Source organism: Bradyrhizobium sp. STM 3562, assembly GCF_045571435.1.
Classification (GTDB): domain Bacteria; phylum Pseudomonadota; class Alphaproteobacteria; order Rhizobiales; family Xanthobacteraceae; genus Bradyrhizobium.
Genome location: NZ_CP120694.1, coordinates 1522487 through 1544616, shown reverse-complemented (window position 1 = coordinate 1544616; position 22130 = coordinate 1522487). Strand labels below are relative to the sequence as shown.

Sequence of the window (22130 nt, the reverse complement as noted above, 5' to 3'; positions counted from 1 at the left end):
ATCGGAGGGCGCACGCTCCGCCGTCATTGCGAGCGAAGCGAAGCAATCCAGGCTTTGTCCGCGGATACAGTCTGGATTGCTTCGTCGCTTTCGCTCCTCGCAATGACGGGCCTGGTTGAAGGCACTCGTCCGGCTCTGCAACTTGATCGGCGGATGCGCTAGATGCAGCCTCGCGTCAGATCCAGCAAAGCCGGCGCGGCAAGCGAGGGCAAGAGGCAAAGTGCCAGCAACAGCACCGGCAAGACCTTGCCGGGCTGCGCGGGACGAACCGGCTCTTCCGCGGTCTTTTGGTCGTTTTGCGAGGGCGCCGATTTCGCGGAGGCCCGGGCGGCGGCGACAATGCGGTCGGCGAGACCGGCCGGGGCGCTGATCGGCGGTCCCGCCAGCGCCTTGCGCACGGCGCGGGCCTCCTCGTGCAGCGCGCGCGCCGCGGAAGATGACGCGAGGAGTTCTTCGGCGGCCCGCCGTTGATCGTCGGGCCAATGGGAGAGATCCTCCCCCAACCGGTCGATCAAGTCCTCGAACATCGTGACGTCCATCGTCGGCGGATCCAGCTCCTTTGACAGAGCTGTCATAGAGCATTCGCGCCCCGGCGGAAACGGATTTCAACCGGAAATCCATAGGATTGCCCCGCCCATCCCCGGGGATTTGCGCGGGGCGGGAGGCTGCGTCTGCATGCCGCAGCGCCTCTATCCAGCGCCGCGGCGCCGAAGCGATTCGGCGAGCCTATCCCTGCCCGGGCGCCTTCGGGCCTCTGGTCGCATCCACGAATTGCCAGGCCTCGCGCAGTTCGCCGAGGCTTGCCACGATGCGGCCAAAATTCTCCCGCGCGCGAGGTCGGCCGTAGGCACGCAAGCAGGCCATGATCAACGCGCTATAGGTCTGGTAAAGCCGCTCGGCCAAGGCGCCGCCGCGGTTGAAATCGAGATGGTGGCTCAAGCCGCGCAGGATGGCGGTGGCGCGCATCAGGTGACCATGACCTTCCTCGAACCGGCGCGCTTCCTGCGCTTCCACCGACTTCTGCAACGACGTGATGGCGCCGTCGAACAACATCACCACCGCCTTCAGCGGCGGCACGGCGACCGCCGCGCCGCGATAGGCCTGGTTGGCTCGATAGGCAAACGGGTTCTGTGTCATCAGCCGCTACTCGATGAGTTCAACAATGCTTTGAGATAGGTGAGGGTGTTATTGGCGCTTTCGATAGCCGCCTGATAGTTGGCGTATTGGTTCTGCAACTGCGTCTGATAGGCCGACGCGTTGCTCTCGATTGTATCGACCTGGTTCTGGTAATCGTCATCCTGCGTCTGCAGATTGCTGATCAGCGTCTGCAGCGCTCCCGTGCTCGTATCCGAATAGGTCTTGGCGAGCTGGTAGATCTGCGTCGCGAGACCCGATGTCGAGGTCACGGTGATCGACTGGGACGTCGATCCGGTGTAGGTGAAGGCCATGCCGGCATAGGCGGTTCCGGCATTGCCGACGATGGTGTTTCCGCTGACGGTGAACATCGAGCTGTCGCCGTCGACGGAAGCGGAGCTGAGATTGCCGGAGGAGTCCACCGTCAGGTCGAGCGTGAACGATTGCGGCGAGGTTCCGGTATTGACCACGGCGAGCTGGCTCGAGGACGTCGTGGTCTGCGCCGAGAGCAGCGTCGTCACGCCGCTGAGATTGGTGTCCAGGATCGTCGACAGTGCACTGGTGTCGAGCTCGAGCTCGTTGTTCTCGTTGAAGGACAGTCCGAGATCGCTCATCGACAATCCGCCGATCGACGTTCCCAATACCTGCTCGATCTGGGTCATGATGTCGCGCATGGTGCTGTCGCCGAACAGCACCGCGCTCGATGCGGCAGTGCCATCCGAATTCTGCGCCTGCTGGGCGATCACGGCATCGCGGAACGTGTTGTAGTCGGTCACGAATGTCTGCAGCGCGGACTGGATCTGGCTGGCATCGGTGCCGATCGAAATGTTGAGCGTGGTGCCGCTGGGCGTCGCCTGCAGCAGATCAAAAGTGACTCCGCTGAGCACGTCCGAAATGGTGTTGGTATCGCGCGTCATCGAAATGCCGTCGAGCGAAACCTTCGCCGGCTGCGCCTGCTGCAGCACGTCGGTGAACGATCCTGAGCCGTCGGTGACACCGAGCTTGTTGAGGATGTCGTCGCCCGAGGTGCTGGAATAGCTGATGTCGGCATTGTCGTTGGTGGCTGTCAGCACCATTTCGTAGGAGCCGCTGGATACCTGGACGATCGAGGCTTCTACGTTTGTGGTCGAGGTCTGCGCGTTGACGGCATCGACGATGTCCTGCAGCGACATCGAGCTGTTGACCGTGATGCTGGCGCTGGAGCCGCCGGACAGGCCGAGCGAGAAGGTGCCGGAATAGCCGAGCGCCGTGGTCTCGTCCGATTGCGATGCGCCGATCACTTTCTCGGCGGTGGCGATCTGGGAAATGGTGAGGGTGTGATCGCCGGTTGCGGCACCGTTGTTGACGGTCATGGACAGCGCGGAGGAGGCGCTGACATCGCCGGTGGCGGAAATGGTCGCCGCGCGCGTCGCAAAGACGTTGGTCGCATACGAATTGATGACCGAGGTGGCCAGCGATTGCAGGCTGCTCGCCAGGTTGCTCAGATCGGTCTGCAAGGTCTGATAGGCCGAGATCTTGGCTTGGTTGGCGGTGATCTTGGTCTCGATCGTGGTTGCCTGCTCCAGCTTGGCAGCGACTTCGGCCTGGATCAGCGCGCTCCAATCGACGCTGGTCGAGTTGGTCGTTCCGGTCGTCGTCACCGTGCTCGACGAGCCGGTCGAACTCGACGTCGAGGAGGTCGTCCCGGTGGTGCTCGACGTGGCGCTGCTTACCGTCATGGCCCTGGGTCCGTCATGAGAGAGACCGGGCCGGCGTCATGCCGGCCCGGCTTCTTGCCCGTTAGCCGAGCAGCTTGAGCAGATATTGCGGCATCTGGTTCGCGGCGGTTTCCGCCGACACCGCAGCCTGGGTCTTCACCTCGGCCGAAGACAGCGTCGCCTGCTCGGAGGCGATATCGACATCCTTGATGGCGGAGTTCGCTGCCTGCAGGTTCTGCGTCTGGGTCGAGATCGAGCTGGAGGCGAAGTTGAACCGCGACTCCTGGGCGCCGATCTGGGCGCGGGCATTGGAGACCGTATCAACAGCGCTGCTGAGCGCGTCTAGCGCCGAGACGGCACTCGACTGCGTGCTGACGCTGAGCGAGCTGACGCCGAGCGATGACGAGGTCAGGTTCGACAAGGTGATGGTGATGGTGTCGCTGCCCGAAGAGCCGACCATGACCGAAACGCCTGACGCGAAGGAGCTGGTGCCGTCGAGCAAGCTCTGCCCGCTGTAACGCGTGCCGGAGGCGATCGAATCGATTTCGCTGATGAGCTGCGAGAATTCCGAGTTGATATAGGCGCGGCTGGATTGGACCGTGGTGCCGGAGGACGATTCCGAAGCCAGCGATTCCATACGGGCAAGGATGTCGCTGATGTTGGAGGCGCCGCCATCGGCGGTCTGCAGGATCGCGGTGGCCTGCGAGGCATTGGTCGCGGCCTGCTGCAACACGGTGACGTCGGAGGAGATGCGGGTCGAAATCGCAAGGCCCGCAGCGTCGTCGGAAGCCGAGGTGATCCGCGAACCGCTCGACAGCTTGGAGAGCGCGCTGGTCTCCTGCTGCGAGTTGATGTTGAGGTAGCTCACTGCGGCGTTGGCAGCGAGATTGGTGGAAATTACGGGCATGTAAAAGCTCCTGTGGTGATGGGCATGACATGCCGCATCCGGGATGATAACGAACGACGCGAGTTCCGGCGCCGTGCATCCTTCAAACGGAACGGCAGCGGAAGATCAGGCGGAAACTCCGCCGCTAGCGTGATTTATGGTTAGAGATCCGTAAACGCGTGACGGATGTCGCGTTCGTGCCGGCGCAGCAACTCGCGAAGCTGCTGCCGGCCGCGCTTCAAGAGCGACTCCACCGCGGCGACCGTCGTATCCATGACATCGGCGATCTCGCCGTTGCTCATGTTCTCATGATAGGACAGGATCACGGCAACGCGCTGCTGCTCGGGCAGCCGCTGCATCGCCGCGTCGAGGAGATCCCGCGCCTCGTTGCGCTCGATGACGCTGGACGCATCGGGCCTCGCATCGGCCACCTCGGGCACGACATCGACGTTCTCGGTGCGAGGCTTGCGCCGCAGATCGATGCAGCGATTGCTGACGACACGATAGAGCCAGGTCGAAAATTTCGCGCGGCCGTGCTGCCAGCGCCCGCGATGCGTCCAGATCTTGAGCATGGTGTCCTGCACCACGTCCTCGGCGTCGGCCGCGTTGCCGATGATGCGCAGCGCGATCGCATAGGCACGATCGATGTGGCGCTCGACCAGAAGGCGGAACGCAGCCTCATCGCCGGTGGCGAGCCGGTCCAGCAGTTCGGCGTCCTCGTCGCGAACATCGGTGGCTTCGACCTGAACCGTCGCAGGGATGGCGACGCCGTCACTCCACGGCGGCGCGGGATCGATCGGCGCAAGCGGCGCCTTGGTGATCTCGATCTCGGCCGGTGCCTTCATCTCAAGCGCCCAGTTCATCCCCATTCTCCAACCCGCAATGCCGATCGTGCACATTCCGCGCGGCTTCCGATGCGTTGAACGGGCTCGCCCGAAAATCCAGGCGAATATTTTTCGTTGTTTTTCAGTGGCTTATCTGGAGTTTTTTGCCGCCCGCGCGGCAAAACCTGCCGACCTGGCCAATCGCCCGGCGCAGCCCAAGGCGTCGCCGCGCCCGCGACCTGCATCGCTTTGCATGGATGCGAAAAGGATGATCGCGCCGGAAAATGCAGTCGCCACACGCGATTGCCCGACGGCAGCGGCCGCGAGCAGGCATCAACCGCTGGCTTTGTCGATGCGCACAGCGGAGCCGTCTTCGATGAAATCGCGCTGGGAAATTTTTTCCGAATCATCGCGTTGACGTTATCCGATTTTTTGAATCTGTCAGTCGCGATGCGCGCGATTTTGAATCGCGCGATGAATTTTTTCATGAGCGTGCGCCTGATCTCGCACGCTTGCACGTTTAATGATCGCGAACGGGCGGGGATTTCAGCATGAATGTCGCGATCGTCGACGCGAGAACTCGCGCGCGAAATGTTTCTGCGTGCTCGTTCGATGTTTTCGATACATTTCTATTGCGCGTATGCACGACGCCGGATGGCGTGTTTGAACGGGTGTACGAGCTTGCACGCGTTTCCGAAATGTGTCCGAATGTTTCCGCGAGTTTCGTTCAGCATCGCATTCAAGCGGAAGCGCATGCGCGCAAGAAGGCAAGGCAGCGCCGCGACTCCGTGGAAGTGCACATCTCCGACATCTATTCCTATTTTCCATTCAAGCTGTTCGGGCTTGATCGCAGCGCGCTTGATGATCTCGCCGAGGCGGAGTTTGCCGCCGAGCTCGAACTGTGCCGCGCCAATCCAGACATGGTTCAGAAATATTCGGAAATGAAGCGCGCCGGCTACCGCGTCGGCTTCATCTCCGACACCTATTGGAACTCGCAACAACTCGCGCGCCTCTTGCGTGCCTGCAGTCCGGAATTGAGCTGGGATTTCCTCTATGCGTCCTGCGATCACGACAGCGGCAAGGGCGAGAAGCTATTCGCCAAATATCTGGCGGAGCAGGGAATAGACCCGGCAAGCTCGATCCATTTCGGCGACAACGAAAAAGCCGATATCGCGGGCGCTCGGCGCTACGGAATCCGGCCGCAATATTATCCGCAAGCCAGCGCAGCATTCGCCTCCAAGCTGCAGCGCGAAACGGCCATGTTCGAATTGCTGTGTCCGGAACGGCCGTCGCGGCTCGATCATGGCGGGCGGACCTTGCGCCGCGTGGTCGCCGCAACCAGCAGCGATAAGCGTCCGGGCTTTCATCTCGGCTTGACCGTGCTTGGTCCGTTAATGACAGCCTTCGACGCTTATATCGAGGCGCGCCGCGCGCAGCTCGCCCAGGCGGGCCGACGCGTCGCCATCGGCTTCCTCGGGCGCGACGGTTTCCTGCCACATCGCATCTGGCAGGATGCGCACGGAGAGGCGGCCTATCTCGAAATCAATCGCCGCGTCAGCCTGCTCGGCTCGGCCGATACACTCGAGCCGTTGTGCGATCTGCTTGAAAAGCTCGGCAAGATCGACGAGCCGAGCTTTGCACAGATGTTCACTATCCTGCCGCCGGCGGTGAAGGCATTTTTTGCGAAATGCCCGGATGGGGTCGCCACCGGCCGCGACATCAGCCGCGCCCTGCCCCGCCTCGTCGATGCTGGCCACGTCGCCCAGATCGCCGCAGGCATCCGCAAGCGGCTGCTCGATTATCTGCGCAACACGATTCCCGATTTTGACTCCTGCACCGATTTGATGCTCATCGATCTCGGCTATTCCGGCAGCGTACAGAAGGGATTGCGGCGCATCTTCGATCGCGAAGGCATCACCACCCGCCTCCACGGCACTTATCTGTTGTCGCTGGATGACGCCTTCTACGATGTCGCCGAATGCGACACCGCCGAGGGCCTGGTCTCCGACCTCGTCGTGACACCCCATGCCAAGCGCATGATGCTGCGCAACGTCGCGCTGCTGGAACAGATCTGCTGCGCGGCCGAGGGATCGGTGCGCGATTATCGCGACGGAGAGGTCCTTCGCGAGGACAATCTCTGCCCGGCGGACCAACTCGCCTTGGCGGCCGAGATTCAGACGGGGGCGCGCACCTTTGCGGCGCAGGCGCGCGGGCTCGCTCCGCGCTACGGCCTGCGTCCCTACGCAGCCTCCGATGTCATGGCGCGTTGGTCGGCGGCGATATTGGGACGCCTGTTGCTGCTGCCTGACGACGATGAGCTCGTTCTGTTCAGCAATTTCAGTCACGACATCAATCTCGGCACGCGCAAGATGGTGCCGATGCTCGACAGCAATACAGTCAAGGATCAGGTGATTGCGCGCGGGCTGCCGATCGCCTGCACGGCCCCCGAGCCGCCGATGTGGCTCGCCGGCAGTCTTGCGAGCATCTCTTCATCTCATGCCTATCTCTATGTGCTGTTCGGCACCAACCGGCTGCCGCCCAACGTGTTCGGCGAGACGGCGTGCGGTTCGCTTGGCATCGGACTGTTTGGATCGAACGGACGGGCCACGATCGAGACGATCACCGTCTTTCAGAGCGGGCTCGGCGAGTTGCGGCTGCGCATTCCGATCGCGCGAGACATGGCTGTGGCGACCATCGCCGTTCCGCTCGGCAAGCTCGCGCGCGACGGCATCATCCACGGCGTTGTCGTGCAGTCGGGCAAGGACACAGCTCAGGCCGCCGATAATCCGGACGTCGTGCGGGTCGCCGACGACAGGCTGATCTTTGCCGGCGTCGCGCGCAACGGCCGCCACTACCGCGCCGACGACGAGCGCGGCTGCCTGCTGGTCCGGGTCGACCCGCCGGGCAGCAAGGTAGCGATCTACACCATCTCTCTGGCCTCGCTCGACTGCGACCGCATCGTTGCCGTCGGAGAGGGCGAGCGGAGCATGATGCTCAAACAGCAAATGGCGTGATGGCGTCTCTTAAGCTCGCCCGCCCGCTTCGGTTCTTGTTCAAGCGTGAGCTCCGCGCAAACGCTTTGCGTTCGTGACGGCGGAAGGCCGGCCTCCCCGGAAGGGCGATGGGGTGCTTCGGCCTTCGCAAGACGACGAGTTCAGGAGCCACATGCTCAAGACCATCATCCTTCTCACAGCCACACCGCACCAGCAGCATGCGCTCAGCGTTCTCCTGATGGCCCACAATCCCGCGCTGTCGTTCCGCAAGGCGTTGAGGCTCGAGGATCTTGCCGCGATCGAGCCCGCGGTGTGGCGCAACGCGCGGCTGGTGGCCTTCACGACCGGTGTCATTGTTCCGCAAGCGATGCTGGAGGCGTTGGGTCACGGCGCCTATAATTTCCATCCCGGGCCGCCCGATTATCCGGGATGGGCGCCGGCCAATTTCGCGATCTACGACGGCGCCCCACGTTTCGGCGCAACCATGCACGTGATGGCCGCAAAGGTGGATTCCGGCCCGATCGTCAGTGTCGAATCGTTTGTCGTTCCAGACAATATCAGCGTGCGTGAACTCGAACAGATCGCTTACGTGCGCCTTGGCCACCTGTTTTGGCGGAAAGCGCGCGAGATCGCCTGCGAGCCCGGACCGCTGCCGACGCTGCCCATTGGCTGGAGCGGAACCAAGAGCACCCGGCAGATGTATCGCGACTATTGCGAGCTTCCCGCAAACATCGGCGCCGCCGAGCTCAAGCGCCGCATTCGTGCTTTCGATGATGATTTTCGCGGCATTCCCCTCACCATCACCCTGCATGGCCTGCGTTTTCACCTGAACGGCGTGATGGGGCGCCAGGCCGAGCCGCCGCCGCATGTCGATGCGCCATCGCTTGCAGCATTCGAAATGCGCGCCTGAGCAATCCAGACTGTATCGGCGGACAAAGTCTGGATTGCTTCGCGGAGCCTGTCATCGGGCCGCGCTTCGCGCGGACCCGTTGGCTCGCAATGACGGCGGAGCGCGCGCCCTCCGATTTCGCTCAGCCCGGCGACTGCTCCAGCGCAATTTCGCCTGAATTCGGCGTGCCGACCGTATCAGTCATGTGCCCTCATGACCCGGTCGATCAAGCATGAATGATGCAAACGAAAAGTGTCCCCCGCAAAGCGAACTGGATGGGCTTTGCCTCGGCGAGATCCAGCGCTACCGCCTGCGCCAGCTTGTCCGACGCCATCGCGGCACCGTTGTGTGGGACGGCAGCAGCGCCATAGAGGCGCCCGACCTCGCCGTGGTCGTCTTGAATGCGGAAAATCCGGCCCGGATCGAAATGCTTATCGGCTCGCTGCACGAGAACTCGATCATCATCATTCCGTTCGGCGAGAATCCCGCATTCGACTTTCTCAAATCGAAGCTTCATCCCTATGGCTCGATCGGCTCGCAAGGCACGACGGCGCCGCATCACGTCTGGTGGGGCGGCGTCAAACCCGTCTCGGTGCCCACTGGGCTTTATCCCAGGCAAGATACGTTATTCCTTTCATCGTTCCTGCGCACCTTCCCCTTCGAGGACAGCCCGCAGCGGCTGGCCGCCGACTTCACGCGCCTTGGACTGCAGAGCGTCATCGAGGGTGTCGATGTCGCTGCGCCATCGAGCGCGACATTCAAGATCGACTTCATCATTCGGCAGTGGGAGCGCGCAAACCGTCCCATCTTCTGGATCGCCCCCAACGCAACCGTCTGCCGGCACCCCGTGCTGCCGCAAGCCATCGGATGCGACTTCGCGGTTTACAAGTCGCGCACCGGCCAGATGGAAACGGGGGTCCTGTTCTTTCATCAGACCGAGCCGGCGCGCTCGCTGCTCGATACCTGGCAACGCCTGAGCCGCGATTATCCCGACGTGCCGGAAGCCTTCCTGCTCGATCAGGCCTGGACGCTGCTATCCTCGCAGCGCCAGATCGAGACCGCCTGGCTGCCGGACGACTACTGGCGGGCGGCCGACAACGCAAAAGGCCGGCCCGCCGTCATTCAATACGACCGTGCCGAGCCCTCGGTCGCGCCGGATCCATTGATCGCGTCGCGTTTCCAGCGCGCGCGGCGATACGGCAGGCATCAGGCGCCGGAGTCGCATTTGATCATGCAGGGATCATCGCAGACGGGCGGGGCGATCACGGTGCTGATCCGGGACGTCTTGGCCGGCGATGCCGAGAGCGTCAGCGGCGCGATCGAAGCCGCGGCGCGAGCCTTTGCGACCGACCCGGGCGGATTCTCCAGGATGGAAGTGGTGCTGTGCGCCTGGGACGAAGACGTCGATTCCGTCATGCAGATTGCCGACGATAGCTGGGTGTTGCTGACCGATCCCTCCGAGCGGCTGCAGTTGAACGCCTTCAGCAAGCTCCCGATTTCCGAGGACAGGATTGGAGCAGCCGCGCACCCTATCTACTCCGCCACCGCCGCCGCGTACTCGACGCAGATATTCCGCCTGGCCGACGCGTCGCTCGGCGCCAAATTGAAACGAAGCGGCAAATACAGCAGATCGCTTCTCAAGCGCCCGCTGCTGGAGGCGCGTAGCGAATAGGGCCCCGCAGCGACGCCATTGCGGCGGTCGAGAGTACGCGCGCAACATCCGCCGTCATTGCGAGCGTGAGCGACGGCGGATCGCAATGACGCGCTGCTCAACCTTGCTCGTTCACCGGCACCGTGTAGTTGAGAACGAGACGGCCGCCGTCCGGATAGATGGTCTGCCCAGTGATGTAGGATGCATCCTCGCTGGCAAGAAACGCCACGACGGAGGCGACCTCGCTCCGCTCGCCGCAGCGTCGGGCCGGCGTTCGCGACAGCACGCTGCGCCGCGCATCCTCGGAGGAGAAGATCGCCGAGGCGACCATCTCCGTCAAAATCGTTCCAGGTCCCACTGCCACAACGCGGATGCCGTGCGGCGCGAGCGCCACGGCCGCAACCGAAGTGAGCTGCTTCATGCCGCCCTTGGACATGGCATAGGTCGCAAGCGAGGGAATCGCGAGCAGCGCATTGACCGAGGACATGTTGATGATGACGCCGCCGCCCCCTTGCGCGATCATCTGCCTGGCCGCGGCCTGCACGCCGAAAAACGCGCCCTTCAGGTTGATCCCGATGATCTCGTCGAACTCCTGCTCGGAGATCTCGAGAAAATCCCGGTTGCGAGCAACGCCCGCATTGTTGACCATGATGTCCAGCCGACCGAACTCCCTGGCAGCGGAGGCGACCAGATGGTCGACGTCGGCGCGCCTGGCGACATCGGCCACGACGGCGCGCAGCTCATTCGGGCGGCCGAGCTCGCTGGCAGTCTTGGCAAGGGCCTCGCCATCGACATCCGAGATGACGACCTTCACGCCGTCCTGCAGGAATCGTTCGGCGCAGGCCCTGCCGATGCCGCGCGCCGCGCCGGTGATGGCGGCAACTTTTCCGGATAATGTCATGCTCCCGCCTTCTCGATGACTGCGCCTCGCCTGGCTGAGCCGGCGACGCCGCCAATCGCATGGATTTGCAAGCCGCAAGATGAGCACGAAACCGGCCGTTCCGAAAGGCCGGCAATTGCACGCGCGGCGCGGGTGCGCTCAGAAGTCCCGATAGCTGCGGTACCAGGCCACGAACCGGCGGATACCCTCCTCGACGGAGGTCGCGGGGCGGAAGCCGACGTCGCGGGCAAGATCGTCGATATCGGCGTAAGTCGCCGGGACGTCTCCCGGCTGCATGGGCAGGAATTCCTTGACGGCCTTGCGTCCCAGTTCCTCTTCGAGGATCGCCACCACCCGGGTCAGCTCTTCCGGCTTGTTGTTGCCGATATTGTAGATGCGCCACGGCGCGGCGCTGGACGCCGGATCCGGCGCCGCGCCCGACCATGTCGCCTTGCCCTGCGGCGCGCGATCGATCAGCCGGACCAGCGCGTCGGTGACGTCATCGACATAGGTGAAGTCGCGCCGCATCTGCCCATTGTTGAACAGCTTGATCGGCTGACCCTCGATGATGGCCTTGGCGAAGATGAACATGGCCATATCCGGCCGCCCCCATGGGCCATACACCGTGAAGAACCGCAGGCCGGTCGTGGGAATCCTGTAGAGGTGGCTGTATGCATGCGCCATCAGCTCGTTCGCCTTCTTGCTGGCGGCATAAAGACTGACGGGGTGATCGACGTTGTCGTGCACCGAGAACGGCAACTTGGTATTGGCGCCATAGACCGATGAGGACGAGGCGAACAGCAGGTGATGACAGCCGGTATGCCGACAGCCCTCCAGGACGTTCATGAAGCCTGCGAGATTGGCGTCGACATAGGCGTGCGGATTTTGCAGCGAGTATCTGACGCCGGCCTGCGCCGCCAGGTGAATCACGACAGCAAAGCGATGGCGTGCGAACAGCTCGCTGATGGCGGGGCGATCGGCGAGATCCAATTTCTGGAAGCTGAACGAAGGGTGGTTGCCCAGGATATCAAGCCGGGCCTGCTTCAGCGCGGGGTCATAATAGGAATTGAGGTTGTCGATCCCCACGACCCGCCGGCCGGCCTGCAGCAAGCGCTGGGCGACGTGGAAGCCGATGAAGCCGGCGGCGCCCGTCACCAGGACGCTTGCGTCCGCGCTTTCATTCGTCCCGGACACCATGATCGCGTCGGCTCAGTAGGCCAGCGGCTTCGGCTGTCCGACGCCACAATAATGGAAGCCGTTTCGCATCACCTCTTCCGGTGAATAGATGTTGCGCAGATCCACGATGACCGAGCTTGCCATGACGGCGGAAAGCTCCTTGAGATCGAGCGCCCGAAACTGCTCCCACTCGGTGACGATGACGACGGCGTGCGCGCCCTTGGCGCAATCATAGGCGCTCTTGCAGAAGGTCACGTTCTCCAGCACCTTCTCGGCCTGCGGCATGCCGACCGGATCGAAGGCCCGGATCTCCGCGCCCATGTCCTGCAGCGCCGTGATCAACGGGATCGAGGGAGCATCGCGCATGTCATCGGTGTTGGGCTTGAACGTCAGGCCCAGGACGGCAATGCATTTCCCGCGCAAATTGCCGTTGCCGCCGAAGGCATGGGCTACTTTCCGCGCCATCGCGCGCTTGCGCTGATCGTTCACGGCAACGACGGTTTCGACGATCCGCAGCGGCGTCTCGTTGTCCTGACCGGTCTTGATCAGGGCCATCGTATCCTTCGGAAAGCACGATCCGCCGAAGCCGGGGCCGGCATGCAGGAACTTCATGCCGATGCGGTTGTCGAGCCCGATGCCTCGCGCGACCTCCTGAACGTTGGCGCCGACCTTCTCCGCCAGGTCGGCGATTTCATTGATGAACGCAATCTTGGTCGCGAGAAAGGAGTTGGCCGCATATTTCGTCAGCTCGGCGGTGCGGCGGTCGGTGTAGAGGATGGGCGGCGCGTTGAGATGAAGCGGCCGATAGACTTCGGTGATGACGCTGCGGGCGCGCGCTTCATTGGCCCCGATCACGATCCGGTCGGGATGCTTGAAGTCGCGGATCGCGGCGCCCTCCCTGAGGAATTCCGGGTTCGACACGACGGCAAATTCCGCGTCCGGATTTTCCTCGCGGATGATCCGCTCGACCTCGTCACCGGTGCCGACCGGCACCGTCGATTTCGTCACCACGACGGTGAATTTCGAGAGCGATCGCGCGATCTCGCGCGCTGCCGCGTAGACGTAAGAGAGATCGGCGTGTCCGTCACCGCGCCGCGATGGCGTGCCGACCGCAACAAAGACCACATCTGCATTGGCGACCGCGGGCTTCAAGTCGATATCGAAGGCGAGGCGCCCCTGGCTCACATTGTTCGCGACCAGTTCCGCGAGCCCCGGCTCGTGGATCGGAATCTGCCCGGCTTTGAGGGCGGCGATCTTGCCGTCGTCGTTGTCGATGCAGGTCACATGATGTCCGAAATCGGAAAAGCACGCTCCGGACACCAGGCCGACATAGCCGGCGCCTATCATGGCAATGCGCATCGAGGGTCCTACCTGATGATCTGTATTTCGAGGTTGTCGATCGAATTGTCGGGAAGCCCCGAGCGAGCGCGAGATGAGACTAGGTTCAGTTGCTGCTTCGATGGCTCACCTCGCCCCAGCGGGGAAAGGTGAACCCAATCCGCAGCAGGTGCCGACTCAACCAAACGACATCGCGCGCTAGCCATTCAGGATCGACGCTCCATCCATGTGTCGCGGAAAGAAGAAGAAGTTGTTGACGTAGGACGTTCCGCTTTTCCGTCCGCCGTCGGGAAGAAGGACGGTCTCGTCCTGCAATTCCTCGACCTGGAACTGATGAACCGGGAAGGCGCTGCCGTCCTTGAGGAAGTAGCCCCGGTAGGCCCTCCGCGCGAAGAAATCGAAGAGCAGCCGAGTCGCCTGCTCGCGATGCCGGTCCTCCGCCTCGACCAGGAACACCGGCTGACTATTCTCGAGCAATTCGACCGCGCCATTGAGGACATTCAGCTCGTGCCCTTCGACATCGACTTTGACGAAGGCGACGTCCTCGTGGACGATCGCATCGAGCCGTGCCGTCGGCACCTTCGTGGCGACAACCGCCTGGTTCGAGCCCACAAGCCGCGGCTCCAGCGAAGCCAGGCCATAGACCGGCTGGTTGTTGTCCTGGGGGATGAACAGCTCGGCATCGCCGACCTGATCCGACAAGGCGATCTCGTGAACGTTCACGTTCGACGCCGCGGTTCGCCGCAGCAGCTCCGCCATCTTGGGCGACGGCTCGAAGGCATGGACCTTTCTGGACAGCCGCGACAGCTTGCGGGTGTAGAGGCCGCAGTTTGCACCGACATCGACGGTGACGGCCCCTTCCGGAACGATCCTGTCGAGAAAATTGAGCTCCTGCTCCGCCGTTTTGGGCCGGTGCATGAAATGCCATTGCAGCCAGATTGACGGGAATGCTTCCTTCAGTAGCTCTTTGGTTCGCTGCCTGGCACTCATCTGCGACTGATCTCTCCTGTTGCCGATCATCGGGAATTAGACCCGATGATAGATATCCTGGATCCGAACGATGTCGTCCTCGCCGAGATAGGATCCGGACTGCACCTCGATCAGGTTGAGCGGCACCTTGCCCGGATTCTCGATCCGGTGCGTGCAGCCCAGCGGCACGAACACCGATTCGTTTTCACGCACCATGATTTCCTCGTCATCTCGCGTGACGATCGCGGTCCCATTGACGACCACCCAGTGTTCGGCGCGGTGATAATGTTTCTGCAATGACAGCTTGGCGCCGGGATTGACGGTGATCCGCTTCACCTGAAAGCGCTCGCCGGCATGGATCGATTGATAATAGCCCCATGGGCGATGCACGCTGAGCCTCTCGGTCGCCGAGCGGTGGCCGTTCGTCTTCAGGCGCTCGACGATCCTGGCGACGTCCTGGTCGCGGTCCCGCCTGGTCACGAGCACCGCGTCCGGTGTCGCGGTTACGACCAGATCATCCACGCCGAGCGCAACCACCAACTGACCTTCGGCCCGCACATAGCACCCGGAGGAGTCTTCCAGCACCACGTCGCCGACCGCTACGTTGCCGGCGCTGTCCTTGTCGCCCAAGCCCCACAGTTCGGACCAGCTCCCGACGTGATTCCAGTCGAACGACGCCTCGACGACCACGGCCTTGCCGGTTTCCGCCATGACCTTCTCGACGGACGCGGCCGGGCAGGCTTCGAAAGCCGCTTCCTCCAGGCGCAGAAAATCGAGATCGCGGGTCGCGCCCGCAAGCGCGGCACGACACGCGCTCAGCAGGTCCGGCGCGCGTGCTTCGAGTTCATCGATGAGCTGCGATGCCGGCAGCAGAAAGATTCCGTGACCGTCGCCAGACCACGTCCCGATCGCCGTCAAGTCGGCGTTATCTGTACCGCTCGCGGCATAGCGCACGGCCGGAATCGCTTCCACCGCCGAACCGGCCTGAACGCCTCCGGCCTGCTTTTCTCCTGTCCGGCTGCCGCCGAACAGGACGAAGCGTCCTTTGTGCGCGGCGGCTAGGCCATCGGAAAGTGCGGCATGAAACGCGGCGCGGTCCCTAACCCAATGATCGACCGGCATGACAAGAAGCATGGCATCGGGATCCGAGCGAACCGCAAGCAGCGCGGCGGTCGCAACGGCCGGTGCCGTTCCCTTCGCGAACGGCTCTAGCACGATCGTGGCTGCGGACAGTCCGACGCCGCGCAGTTGTTCACCGATCATGAAACGATGTTGCACATCCGCGATCACGATCGGTTCGACGAACAGCGACCGATCGGCGACGCGCAGCGCGGCCTCCTGCAGCAGCGTTCGTTCGCCCAGGACGGACAGCAACTGTTTCGGATAGGTTTCGCGAGACAGCGGCCACAGCCGCGACCCCTCTCCGCCTGACAAGAGAACGGGAGTTATGCGGCCGCCCGCCTGCGTCGCCATGCCATCACCCATGCTGATCAAACAATTCAACGGAACTAGAAGCCGCTGCCCGACAGAAACTCCCTGCGGATCGTTCGCAGGATGATCATGATGTCCAGGCGGAGTGACCAATTCTCGATGTAAGAGAGGTCGTAATCGATCCGCGAGATCGCAGGATCGGCTTGCGCGGTGGAGCCCCTGTAACCGCTCACCTGAGCCAAGCCCGTGATCCCGGGCCGCGTCGTATGGCGCTGGAAATAATACGGCACCAGGTCTTCATAAAGACGATCCGCCGCCAGCATTCCCGGCACGTGCGGACGGGGCCCGACCAGCGACATATCGCCCTTGATCACGTTGAAGAGCTGCGGGATTTCATCAAGGCTGGTTTTCCGCAAGACCCTGCCGATCCAGGTGACCCTCGAGTCGCCCTGCACCGTCTGCTTCACGCCGGCCACATCGCAGGCGTCGACGCGCATCGAGCGGAATTTGTAGATCTTGAAACGACGATTGCGATAGCCGTAGCGATACTGAAAGAACAGCACCGGCCCTCGCGAGGTCAGCTTGATGGCGATCGCAATCGCGATCAACAACGGTGCAAAAAACAGCAGAGCCGTACCTGCCGCAACGATATCGAACAGGCGCTTTCTAAGCGAACTTGCCGGCTCGATGCGCGATGCGTTGCGCGCGTGCCGGCGACCGTATCTGTGTCTTCCATATCCGTAGGCGCCGCTGCCGCATTCGACCGGTCTGACCGCGATGAATCCTCGCTCGCTGCGAAACGGCGCGACATTGTCCTGTTGCAAACGCGCTGCGATGGTGGCCGCCATGGCTTTTGCCTCTGCTGAAAAGTTGGTCACTCCAACCGGCGGAAGACAGCGCAGCGGTGCATTCGGCAACGGCGCCCAGCCGCCACCGTGACTTTCGCAGATGCGAACTCTAGCAAGCACAAACCACGCGATGATCCGCCTTTGTCTAAAATTTTTCCGAAGTTCTTGAACGAAATTGGGCAGCGAAACGAAAATGTTGCGCTTCCATTTCGCAACGCGGCGTCGACTTGCTTGTGCGTCGCAGAAAATCTCTGCTGCGAAAAGCAGTTAGTGTGACCTGCGCAAAAAATACGCTGCGCACATCTCGACGCAGCCATGCAGAATTAAAAAATTAGGAACCTTTTGCGCGCGAGCGAACGGTGAAAACTTGCGCATGTTTCCTCGAAAGCGACGAAAGCCCCGCGTCCGCCGGACGCCTGGATTTGCTTTTACGCGACAGGCTTCATGGAAAAATAAGCGTTGCTCCCGTACTTACCCGGCTTGCACCAGTCGATACGGAAGTGTCAAAATTCTCCTATGATAGCGCCGCTGCGAAAGGACGTTACAACTCCAGTTGACGTTTTCCCTGTCTCTCGACCGCGCGGGGAGGCATCGATGTGCGCTGAACGTGCCGAGCCGTATCCGGTCGACCCGCATCTCGAGCCGCGCGATCCACCCGATCGCAAGCTCCGGAACCGGATCCTGCTTGCCAATATGATGGCCTGGGTCGCGATCATCGCGTTCGTCCGGTTTATTTTCTGTTAAGCGCGGGCGCCGATCCGGACAACTCCGCTTTTGTTTGACCGGGAAGCGGTTCCATGATGGCTATTGCGGATCATGCCACGGCGATCCGCTACCGATTCTCCACCCATCGCTCATTCGACTCCAGCAGAAACGCGCATTTACGCCGTCGGCGATGTTCATGGCCGCGCCGATTTGCTGAGCGAAACCATGGAGCGTATCGATGAGGACCTGTGGCGCAGGCCCGTCTCTTACGCAGTCGAAATCTATCTCGGCGATTACGTCGATCGCGGTCCGGACTCCAAAGAAGTCATAGATCTGCTCGCGACCCGCCTGGTCCGAAACAACGCAGTCTGCCTACGCGGCAATCACGAGGAACTGTTGGAGCGTTTCCTGTACGATCCGGCCATTCTCTCCCCGTGGCTCAAGCTCGGCGCCATGCAAACGCTCGCCTCCTACGGCGTGTCCCTGCGTCACGACGGCGCGGAGAGCCACTATGATCTGCATCAGCGCTTTTGTCGTGCGTTTCCAAGAGCACACGCGCTGTTTCTCAAATGCCTAAAGCCCTGGATTTGTTGCGGCGACTATTTGTTCGTGCATGCTGGCATCAAGCCGAACGTTCCCCTGGATCGACAGACGATGCGGGACCTTCTCTGGATCCGAAGTGAGTTTCTGGATTCTCCTCGCGATCACGGCAAGCTCATCGTTCATGGACACACACCGGTTCCGCATCCGGACGTGCGCTCCAATCGGATCAACATCGACACCGGCGCATGGCGCTCCGGAATTTTAACATGTGTTATTCTCGAGGACACTTCGATCCAGTTTCTATGAGTGATGTCTTTGCATGAGCAGACAACAGACGTCTCGCTCACATTTTTTTGCCTTCTTTGATCAACAATCATTCGCCGCTGATTTCTGTCTCTTGCCTGTCTCTTGGGGATACACTCATGCAGCGACGATCGACGCGCGCCGTCGGATTCTCTTTACTCCTTGCTCTGAGCATGTTTGCCGCGTCAGGCCTCGCCTCTCGCTCCGTGGCCTGGGCGCAACATGCCTCACTGCCGGCGCCGACCGCGTCCACCTATGTACTTGGGCCGAATGATCGCGTTCGCGTGAAGGTCTACGGGGAGCCCGACATCACCGGAGAGTACGAGATCGACAGCACCGGGCACATCTCGGTTCCGCTGGCCGGCCGCATCCGCGCCGAAGGTCTCACAACGCGACAGCTTGAGAGCGCGATCACCTCGGCCTTGGCCAAGGGCATCGTCCGCGATCCTCGCGTGAACGTCGAGGTCGCGCTTTATCGGCCCTATTACATTCTCGGCGAGGTGAAGAAGGGCGGCGAATATCCCTATCGCCTCGGTTTGACCGTATTGGATGCCGTGGCGAGCGCCGGCGGCTTCACCTACCGCGCCAACGAAAACAAGGTCTATCTGCGGCGCGCGGGAGCGGGGACCGAGGAAGTCTACTCGCTGGACGCGCCGATCCCGGTCTTTCCCGGCGACAATATTCGCATCCCCGAACGCTGGTTCTAACGCGCATCGAAGGACGTTGCGCCAGCGCGGCCGCCCACGTGCCGCGCATCCGGGGCGATATCCTCGTCTGACCCGCGCTTTCGGCTTCACAACGAAGGAACGGATTGCGGCATGCCATGATGCACAGATCTACTGTCAATCCGCTGGCGCCAACGATGGCACTTTCGCATGTGCTGAACTTCGCTCGCGCCATTGCCGCTCTGCTCGTCCTGTTCTTTCACGTCCGCTCGACGCTTGTCGTTCCCTATGACTCTCTGATTGCACGCAACTGGCTCAGCAGTGCCTTCTTTATGATCACGACGTTCGGACACGACGCGGTGATCGTGTTTTTCGTTCTCAGTGGTTACCTGGTCGGCGGAGCCGTCCTTCGCATCGACATGCGATCGCCGCGCGACATCTGCGAGTATTGGCTGGACCGCAGCATCCGAATTGGGCCGGTCCTGATCGCGGCGACGGCTCTGTCGGCCACGCTGCAACAGTTCGCGCCGAACTTGGGATGCGACGACACGCCGCAGACCGTACTCGGGAATGCGCTGGGATTTCAAAACTTCCTGGTCAGGCCGCTCTGTAACAATCTGCCGCTGTGGAGCATCTCGAACGAAGTGGTGTACTATTTCGCGTTCCCCGTGATGGTCGCCATCTTCGCCCGGGTGTTTTCAGCCTGGCTCGTCGTTGCATGCGCCGGCGTCGCGCTGATTGTCGCATTGTCCTTCAAGTTCGCGGCCCTTGACGACACCAATGTTGTCCTCGACTTCCCGTTCTGGCTGATCGGCGCGGCGCTCTGGTTCGTCCCGGCCGGCTTTCCGCGCCAGCGCTGGCCGGCGCCCGTGATGCTGGCTGGCGCGCTGGTCTTCGGCCGCCTCGAGTTCGGCAAGGAGCATTTTTGGCTCCGGGACCTGCTTCTGGCAGTGTCTTTCTCTTATGTGCTGATCACGTTTTTTAACCGGGCCATGCCGCAATCGGGCATCCGTTCGGTGCTGGCAGAGCATTTGACGGATTGGAGTCGACGCTTTGCCGACCTCTCCTTCTCGCTCTACGTCACTCACTATCCGCTGATCAGGCTCTACATGCACTTTCTCGACGCCACTCATCGTCCAACGCGCCATACGGCGATTACCTTGTTGGTGGTGCTGGAATTCGCTTGCCTGTGCGCAGCGTGCATCATTGTTGCCTCAGGCTTCAGCGCGCTCTTCGAGCGACCGCGTCGACTGTTCAAGAAAGTTCTCGCCGACCGATTGCTCGTTCCTTTGCCGGCGAAGCCGGACGATACGGGACGTTAACGTTGAACGGTTGCCGATATGCTGCGAAGAGTGTTCCCAAGTAACATTGGAACCGCTGCGTTGCTCAACATCGCGACAGCTTTGCTCAGCATTTCCTGCGCAGCGTGCATCCACACATGTCAGCGCACGCGATTCACCCTGTTTCGATTCACAGTGTGCGTTCGCGCGGCTCTCACGTTCGTCTTACTGGCTCGCCATAGTCTCGTCTCTTTGGAATGCAAATTCTTTTTGCGGCGCGGAAAACTTTTCTTCTTCATTCTCGTTGCAGTGAAGGACACCCTTGAAGCTCATCACTCAACGCCGTGCGACGCAGATGGATACGTGGACCGCAAACGAACTTCACGATGTTTTTTTGGGCAACGATCGAACGTAGTTGAGTAGCGGCGTTCGTCGCTTCCCACAAAGGACAGATGGTGAAATGTGTGCGTTTGCAATCTCACACGTGAACGTGAGTGAAGATATCGCTCGTTCCGTGAGATCACTGCGCGGTCGTGGTCTGAAGTTTGCACCGGTACCCGCTGCGGCGATTGCGCTTAGCCTCGCATCACCGGCGAAAGCGCAGGTAGTCCCTATGACGACCGAAGAAGTTGCTCCGCCATGGAACGCCCAACGGATATTCGATCCGACGCCGCTGCCGCTGCTGACGGATCGGGACAGCCGTGAGGAGGTGGCTCCGGAGGACACGCCGGTGAAGACTCGACAACAACCGGGATATGAGCAGGTCGGAATTCGCGACGGCTCGTGGATGTTCCTGCCATCCTTCATGGCCGGCGCGTTCTACGACAGCAATATTTTCTCGTCCAACATCATGAAGCGCTCGGATATCGCCGCGGTGATCGAGCCCAGCTTGCGCGCGCATACGCTTTGGGAGCGGCATGGCATCGACCTGACGTTTGATGCACAAGAAACAGCCTACAAGGCCAATCCTGGACTTGATCAGACCAACGCCAGCCTCAAGGGCAATGCCTGGTACGATATCTCCCGCGATCTCGCGGTGCTGACCAATTTCGAGGTCGCACATCTGAATGTCGGCGTCGGCACGCTGGCCTCGCCGGCCGGCGCCGTTCAGCCGACGCCCTACAATCTCTTCTCCGGCGATGTCAGTGTCCGCAAGGAATTCAATCGTCTGACAACGTCAGTCGGTTTTCGGACCGACTCTTATGATTATGGATCGACCCGCGCGCAGAACGGCGCGGTCATCAACCAGGACAGCCTCGACGGCCAGGTCTATTCGCTTCACGGCCGGGCCGATTACGCCATCTCGGAAATGTTCGGCTGGTTCGCGGCCGCCGAAGGCAATGAACGCAACGTTCGGGGGAACCCGGGGCAGCCGCTGGATTCGCAAGGATACCGGGCGCTTTCGGGCATCACCCTTGGATTGAACAACCTCATCACGGGTGAAATCGGCGCCGGCTACGTGCAGCAGCAGTTCGTTGACCCGACCATCGGCACCATTGCAGGTCCCTCCTATCGTGCCATGGTGACCTGGCGACCGACACGCCTGCTCGACCTCCATTTCAAGGCCGAGCAGCTCGTCACGGAAACCTCGCAGACCAGTTCCACGGGCGTGCTCGGCAACGCCTTGCAGCTCGGCGCCGACTACGAGCTGCGCCGTAACGTCATCCTGTCACTGAGCGGCGCCTACGAGATGGATCGGTTCTTCGGGATGGTCCGCAAGGACCATGTCGTCAGCACCGAGGCGCGCATCAAATACATGCTCAATCGGTACGGCTACATTTCTCTCTATCACCAGTACGCCAACCGCAACAGCGACGTGCCGGTCTTCAACTTCGACAAACACCTGGTTGGGATAAATGTTACAGCGCAGTTTTGACCAGCCTCCGGTGCCGGAGGAACAAGCCCCGCCGGCAACCAC

At 61.7% G+C, this 22130-nt stretch carries 20 protein-coding genes; 8 read left to right on the top strand and 12 right to left on the bottom strand.

Translation table 11 applies throughout. The features are described 5' to 3' along the window. Positions 1-158: 158 nt before the first annotated feature. The 6 genes from P6U23_RS07075 to P6U23_RS07050 all read right to left on the bottom strand — a co-directional run bounded on the left by P6U23_RS07075 (position 159) and on the right by P6U23_RS07050 (position 5029). The gene (locus P6U23_RS07075) at positions 159-575 is read right to left on the bottom strand and encodes a hypothetical protein (RefSeq protein WP_407178846.1); all 417 of its coding nucleotides are present in this window, start codon (positions 573-575) and stop codon (positions 159-161) included. 151 nt (positions 576-726) lie between these two features. After that, on the bottom strand, positions 727-1137 hold the full coding sequence (gene fliS, locus P6U23_RS07070; protein ID WP_407178845.1) for a flagellar export chaperone FliS: 411 nt from the start codon (positions 1135-1137) through the stop codon (positions 727-729). Next, on the bottom strand, positions 1137-2852 hold the full coding sequence (gene fliD, locus P6U23_RS07065; protein WP_407178844.1) for a flagellar filament capping protein FliD: 1716 nt from the start codon (positions 2850-2852) through the stop codon (positions 1137-1139). The genes fliS and fliD overlap by 1 nt, the downstream gene beginning before the upstream one ends. A 61-nt stretch (positions 2853-2913) precedes the next feature. Next, positions 2914-3738: a flagellin gene (locus tag P6U23_RS07060; protein ID WP_407178843.1), complete on the bottom strand. Its 825-nt coding sequence runs from the start codon at positions 3736-3738 to the stop codon at positions 2914-2916. A gap of 140 nt (positions 3739-3878) precedes the next feature. Next, positions 3879-4580, bottom strand: coding sequence for an RNA polymerase sigma factor (locus P6U23_RS07055; protein ID WP_407178842.1), 702 nt, complete (start codon positions 4578-4580; stop codon positions 3879-3881). After that, positions 4577-5029: a hypothetical protein gene (locus P6U23_RS07050; protein ID WP_407178841.1), complete on the bottom strand. Its 453-nt coding sequence runs from the start codon at positions 5027-5029 to the stop codon at positions 4577-4579. Before P6U23_RS07050 ends, P6U23_RS07055 begins: the two co-directional genes overlap by 4 nt. Positions 5030-5092: 63 nt before the next feature. Here P6U23_RS07050 and P6U23_RS07045 point away from each other — a divergent pair, with 63 nt between their 5' ends. The 3 genes from P6U23_RS07045 to P6U23_RS07035 all read left to right on the top strand — a co-directional run bounded on the left by P6U23_RS07045 (position 5093) and on the right by P6U23_RS07035 (position 10095). Further along, positions 5093-7555: an HAD family hydrolase gene (locus P6U23_RS07045; protein ID WP_407178840.1), complete on the top strand. Its 2463-nt coding sequence runs from the start codon at positions 5093-5095 to the stop codon at positions 7553-7555. Between the two features lie 151 nt (positions 7556-7706). Next, positions 7707-8444, top strand: coding sequence for a formyltransferase family protein (locus P6U23_RS07040; RefSeq protein ID WP_407178839.1), 738 nt, complete (start codon positions 7707-7709; stop codon positions 8442-8444). Positions 8445-8655: 211 nt separating this feature from the next. Next, positions 8656-10095 (top strand): hypothetical protein, encoded by a 1440-nt coding sequence (locus tag P6U23_RS07035; RefSeq protein WP_407178838.1) that lies wholly within the window; start codon positions 8656-8658, stop codon positions 10093-10095. Positions 10096-10192: 97 nt separating this feature from the next. On the opposite strand, the gene P6U23_RS07030 is transcribed toward P6U23_RS07035, so the two are convergent. The 6 genes from P6U23_RS07030 to P6U23_RS07005 form a co-directional block, all read right to left on the bottom strand. Continuing rightward, entirely contained in the window at positions 10193-10975 is a 783-nt protein-coding gene (locus P6U23_RS07030; RefSeq protein WP_407178837.1) for an SDR family NAD(P)-dependent oxidoreductase, read from the bottom strand. A 138-nt stretch (positions 10976-11113) separates the two neighbouring features. Further along, complete coding sequence (locus P6U23_RS07025) at positions 11114-12151, bottom strand: NAD-dependent epimerase (protein ID WP_407178836.1); 1038 nt, start codon at positions 12149-12151, stop codon at positions 11114-11116. 12 nt (positions 12152-12163) lie between these two features. Continuing rightward, entirely contained in the window at positions 12164-13489 is a 1326-nt protein-coding gene (locus P6U23_RS07020) for a UDP-glucose dehydrogenase family protein (protein WP_407178835.1), read from the bottom strand. A 177-nt stretch (positions 13490-13666) separates the two neighbouring features. Continuing rightward, on the bottom strand, positions 13667-14458 hold the full coding sequence (locus P6U23_RS07015) for an FkbM family methyltransferase (protein WP_407178834.1): 792 nt from the start codon (positions 14456-14458) through the stop codon (positions 13667-13669). A 36-nt stretch (positions 14459-14494) separates the two neighbouring features. Beyond that, complete coding sequence (locus tag P6U23_RS07010; RefSeq protein WP_407178833.1) at positions 14495-15910, bottom strand: mannose-1-phosphate guanylyltransferase/mannose-6-phosphate isomerase; 1416 nt, start codon at positions 15908-15910, stop codon at positions 14495-14497. A gap of 35 nt (positions 15911-15945) precedes the next feature. Beyond that, on the bottom strand, positions 15946-16716 hold the full coding sequence (locus tag P6U23_RS07005) for an exopolysaccharide biosynthesis polyprenyl glycosylphosphotransferase (RefSeq protein ID WP_407178832.1): 771 nt from the start codon (positions 16714-16716) through the stop codon (positions 15946-15948). Between the two features lie 594 nt (positions 16717-17310). Between P6U23_RS07005 and P6U23_RS07000 the strand changes: the two genes are divergently transcribed. From P6U23_RS07000 to P6U23_RS06980, 5 genes are all read left to right on the top strand, one after another. Then, positions 17311-17460, top strand: coding sequence for a hypothetical protein (locus P6U23_RS07000; RefSeq protein ID WP_407178831.1), 150 nt, complete (start codon positions 17311-17313; stop codon positions 17458-17460). Between the two features lie 72 nt (positions 17461-17532). Then, on the top strand, positions 17533-18270 hold the full coding sequence (locus P6U23_RS06995; RefSeq protein WP_407178830.1) for a metallophosphoesterase family protein: 738 nt from the start codon (positions 17533-17535) through the stop codon (positions 18268-18270). A gap of 170 nt (positions 18271-18440) precedes the next feature. Continuing rightward, positions 18441-18974, top strand: coding sequence for a polysaccharide biosynthesis/export family protein (locus P6U23_RS06990; RefSeq protein ID WP_051386676.1), 534 nt, complete (start codon positions 18441-18443; stop codon positions 18972-18974). Positions 18975-19090: 116 nt separating this feature from the next. Continuing rightward, positions 19091-20254, top strand: a complete 1164-nt coding sequence (locus P6U23_RS06985) for an acyltransferase family protein (protein WP_407178829.1) — start codon at positions 19091-19093, stop codon at positions 20252-20254. A 373-nt stretch (positions 20255-20627) separates the two neighbouring features. Further along, entirely contained in the window at positions 20628-22088 is a 1461-nt protein-coding gene (locus tag P6U23_RS06980) for an outer membrane beta-barrel protein (protein WP_407178828.1), read from the top strand. Positions 22089-22130: the final 42 nt, after the last annotated feature.

Coding starts and splice junctions, on each gene's coding strand:
- P6U23_RS07075 (WP_407178846.1), bottom strand. CDS start 575: ATGACAGCTCTGTCAAAGGAGCTGGATCCGCCGACGATGGACGTCACG.
- fliS (WP_407178845.1), bottom strand. CDS start 1,137: ATGACACAGAACCCGTTTGCCTATCGAGCCAACCAGGCCTATCGCGGC.
- fliD (WP_407178844.1), bottom strand. CDS start 2,852: ATGACGGTAAGCAGCGCCACGTCGAGCACCACCGGGACGACCTCCTCG.
- P6U23_RS07060 (WP_407178843.1), bottom strand. CDS start 3,738: ATGCCCGTAATTTCCACCAATCTCGCTGCCAACGCCGCAGTGAGCTAC.
- P6U23_RS07055 (WP_407178842.1), bottom strand. CDS start 4,580: ATGAACTGGGCGCTTGAGATGAAGGCACCGGCCGAGATCGAGATCACC.
- P6U23_RS07050 (WP_407178841.1), bottom strand. CDS start 5,029: ATGAAAAAATTCATCGCGCGATTCAAAATCGCGCGCATCGCGACTGAC.
- P6U23_RS07045 (WP_407178840.1), top strand. CDS start 5,093: ATGAATGTCGCGATCGTCGACGCGAGAACTCGCGCGCGAAATGTTTCT.
- P6U23_RS07040 (WP_407178839.1), top strand. CDS start 7,707: ATGCTCAAGACCATCATCCTTCTCACAGCCACACCGCACCAGCAGCAT.
- P6U23_RS07035 (WP_407178838.1), top strand. CDS start 8,656: ATGAATGATGCAAACGAAAAGTGTCCCCCGCAAAGCGAACTGGATGGG.
- P6U23_RS07030 (WP_407178837.1), bottom strand. CDS start 10,975: ATGACATTATCCGGAAAAGTTGCCGCCATCACCGGCGCGGCGCGCGGC.
- P6U23_RS07025 (WP_407178836.1), bottom strand. CDS start 12,151: ATGGTGTCCGGGACGAATGAAAGCGCGGACGCAAGCGTCCTGGTGACG.
- P6U23_RS07020 (WP_407178835.1), bottom strand. CDS start 13,489: ATGCGCATTGCCATGATAGGCGCCGGCTATGTCGGCCTGGTGTCCGGA.
- P6U23_RS07015 (WP_407178834.1), bottom strand. CDS start 14,458: ATGAGTGCCAGGCAGCGAACCAAAGAGCTACTGAAGGAAGCATTCCCG.
- P6U23_RS07010 (WP_407178833.1), bottom strand. CDS start 15,910: ATGGCGACGCAGGCGGGCGGCCGCATAACTCCCGTTCTCTTGTCAGGC.
- P6U23_RS07005 (WP_407178832.1), bottom strand. CDS start 16,716: ATGGCGGCCACCATCGCAGCGCGTTTGCAACAGGACAATGTCGCGCCG.
- P6U23_RS07000 (WP_407178831.1), top strand. CDS start 17,311: ATGTGCGCTGAACGTGCCGAGCCGTATCCGGTCGACCCGCATCTCGAG.
- P6U23_RS06995 (WP_407178830.1), top strand. CDS start 17,533: ATGCCACGGCGATCCGCTACCGATTCTCCACCCATCGCTCATTCGACT.
- P6U23_RS06990 (WP_051386676.1), top strand. CDS start 18,441: ATGTTTGCCGCGTCAGGCCTCGCCTCTCGCTCCGTGGCCTGGGCGCAA.
- P6U23_RS06985 (WP_407178829.1), top strand. CDS start 19,091: ATGATGCACAGATCTACTGTCAATCCGCTGGCGCCAACGATGGCACTT.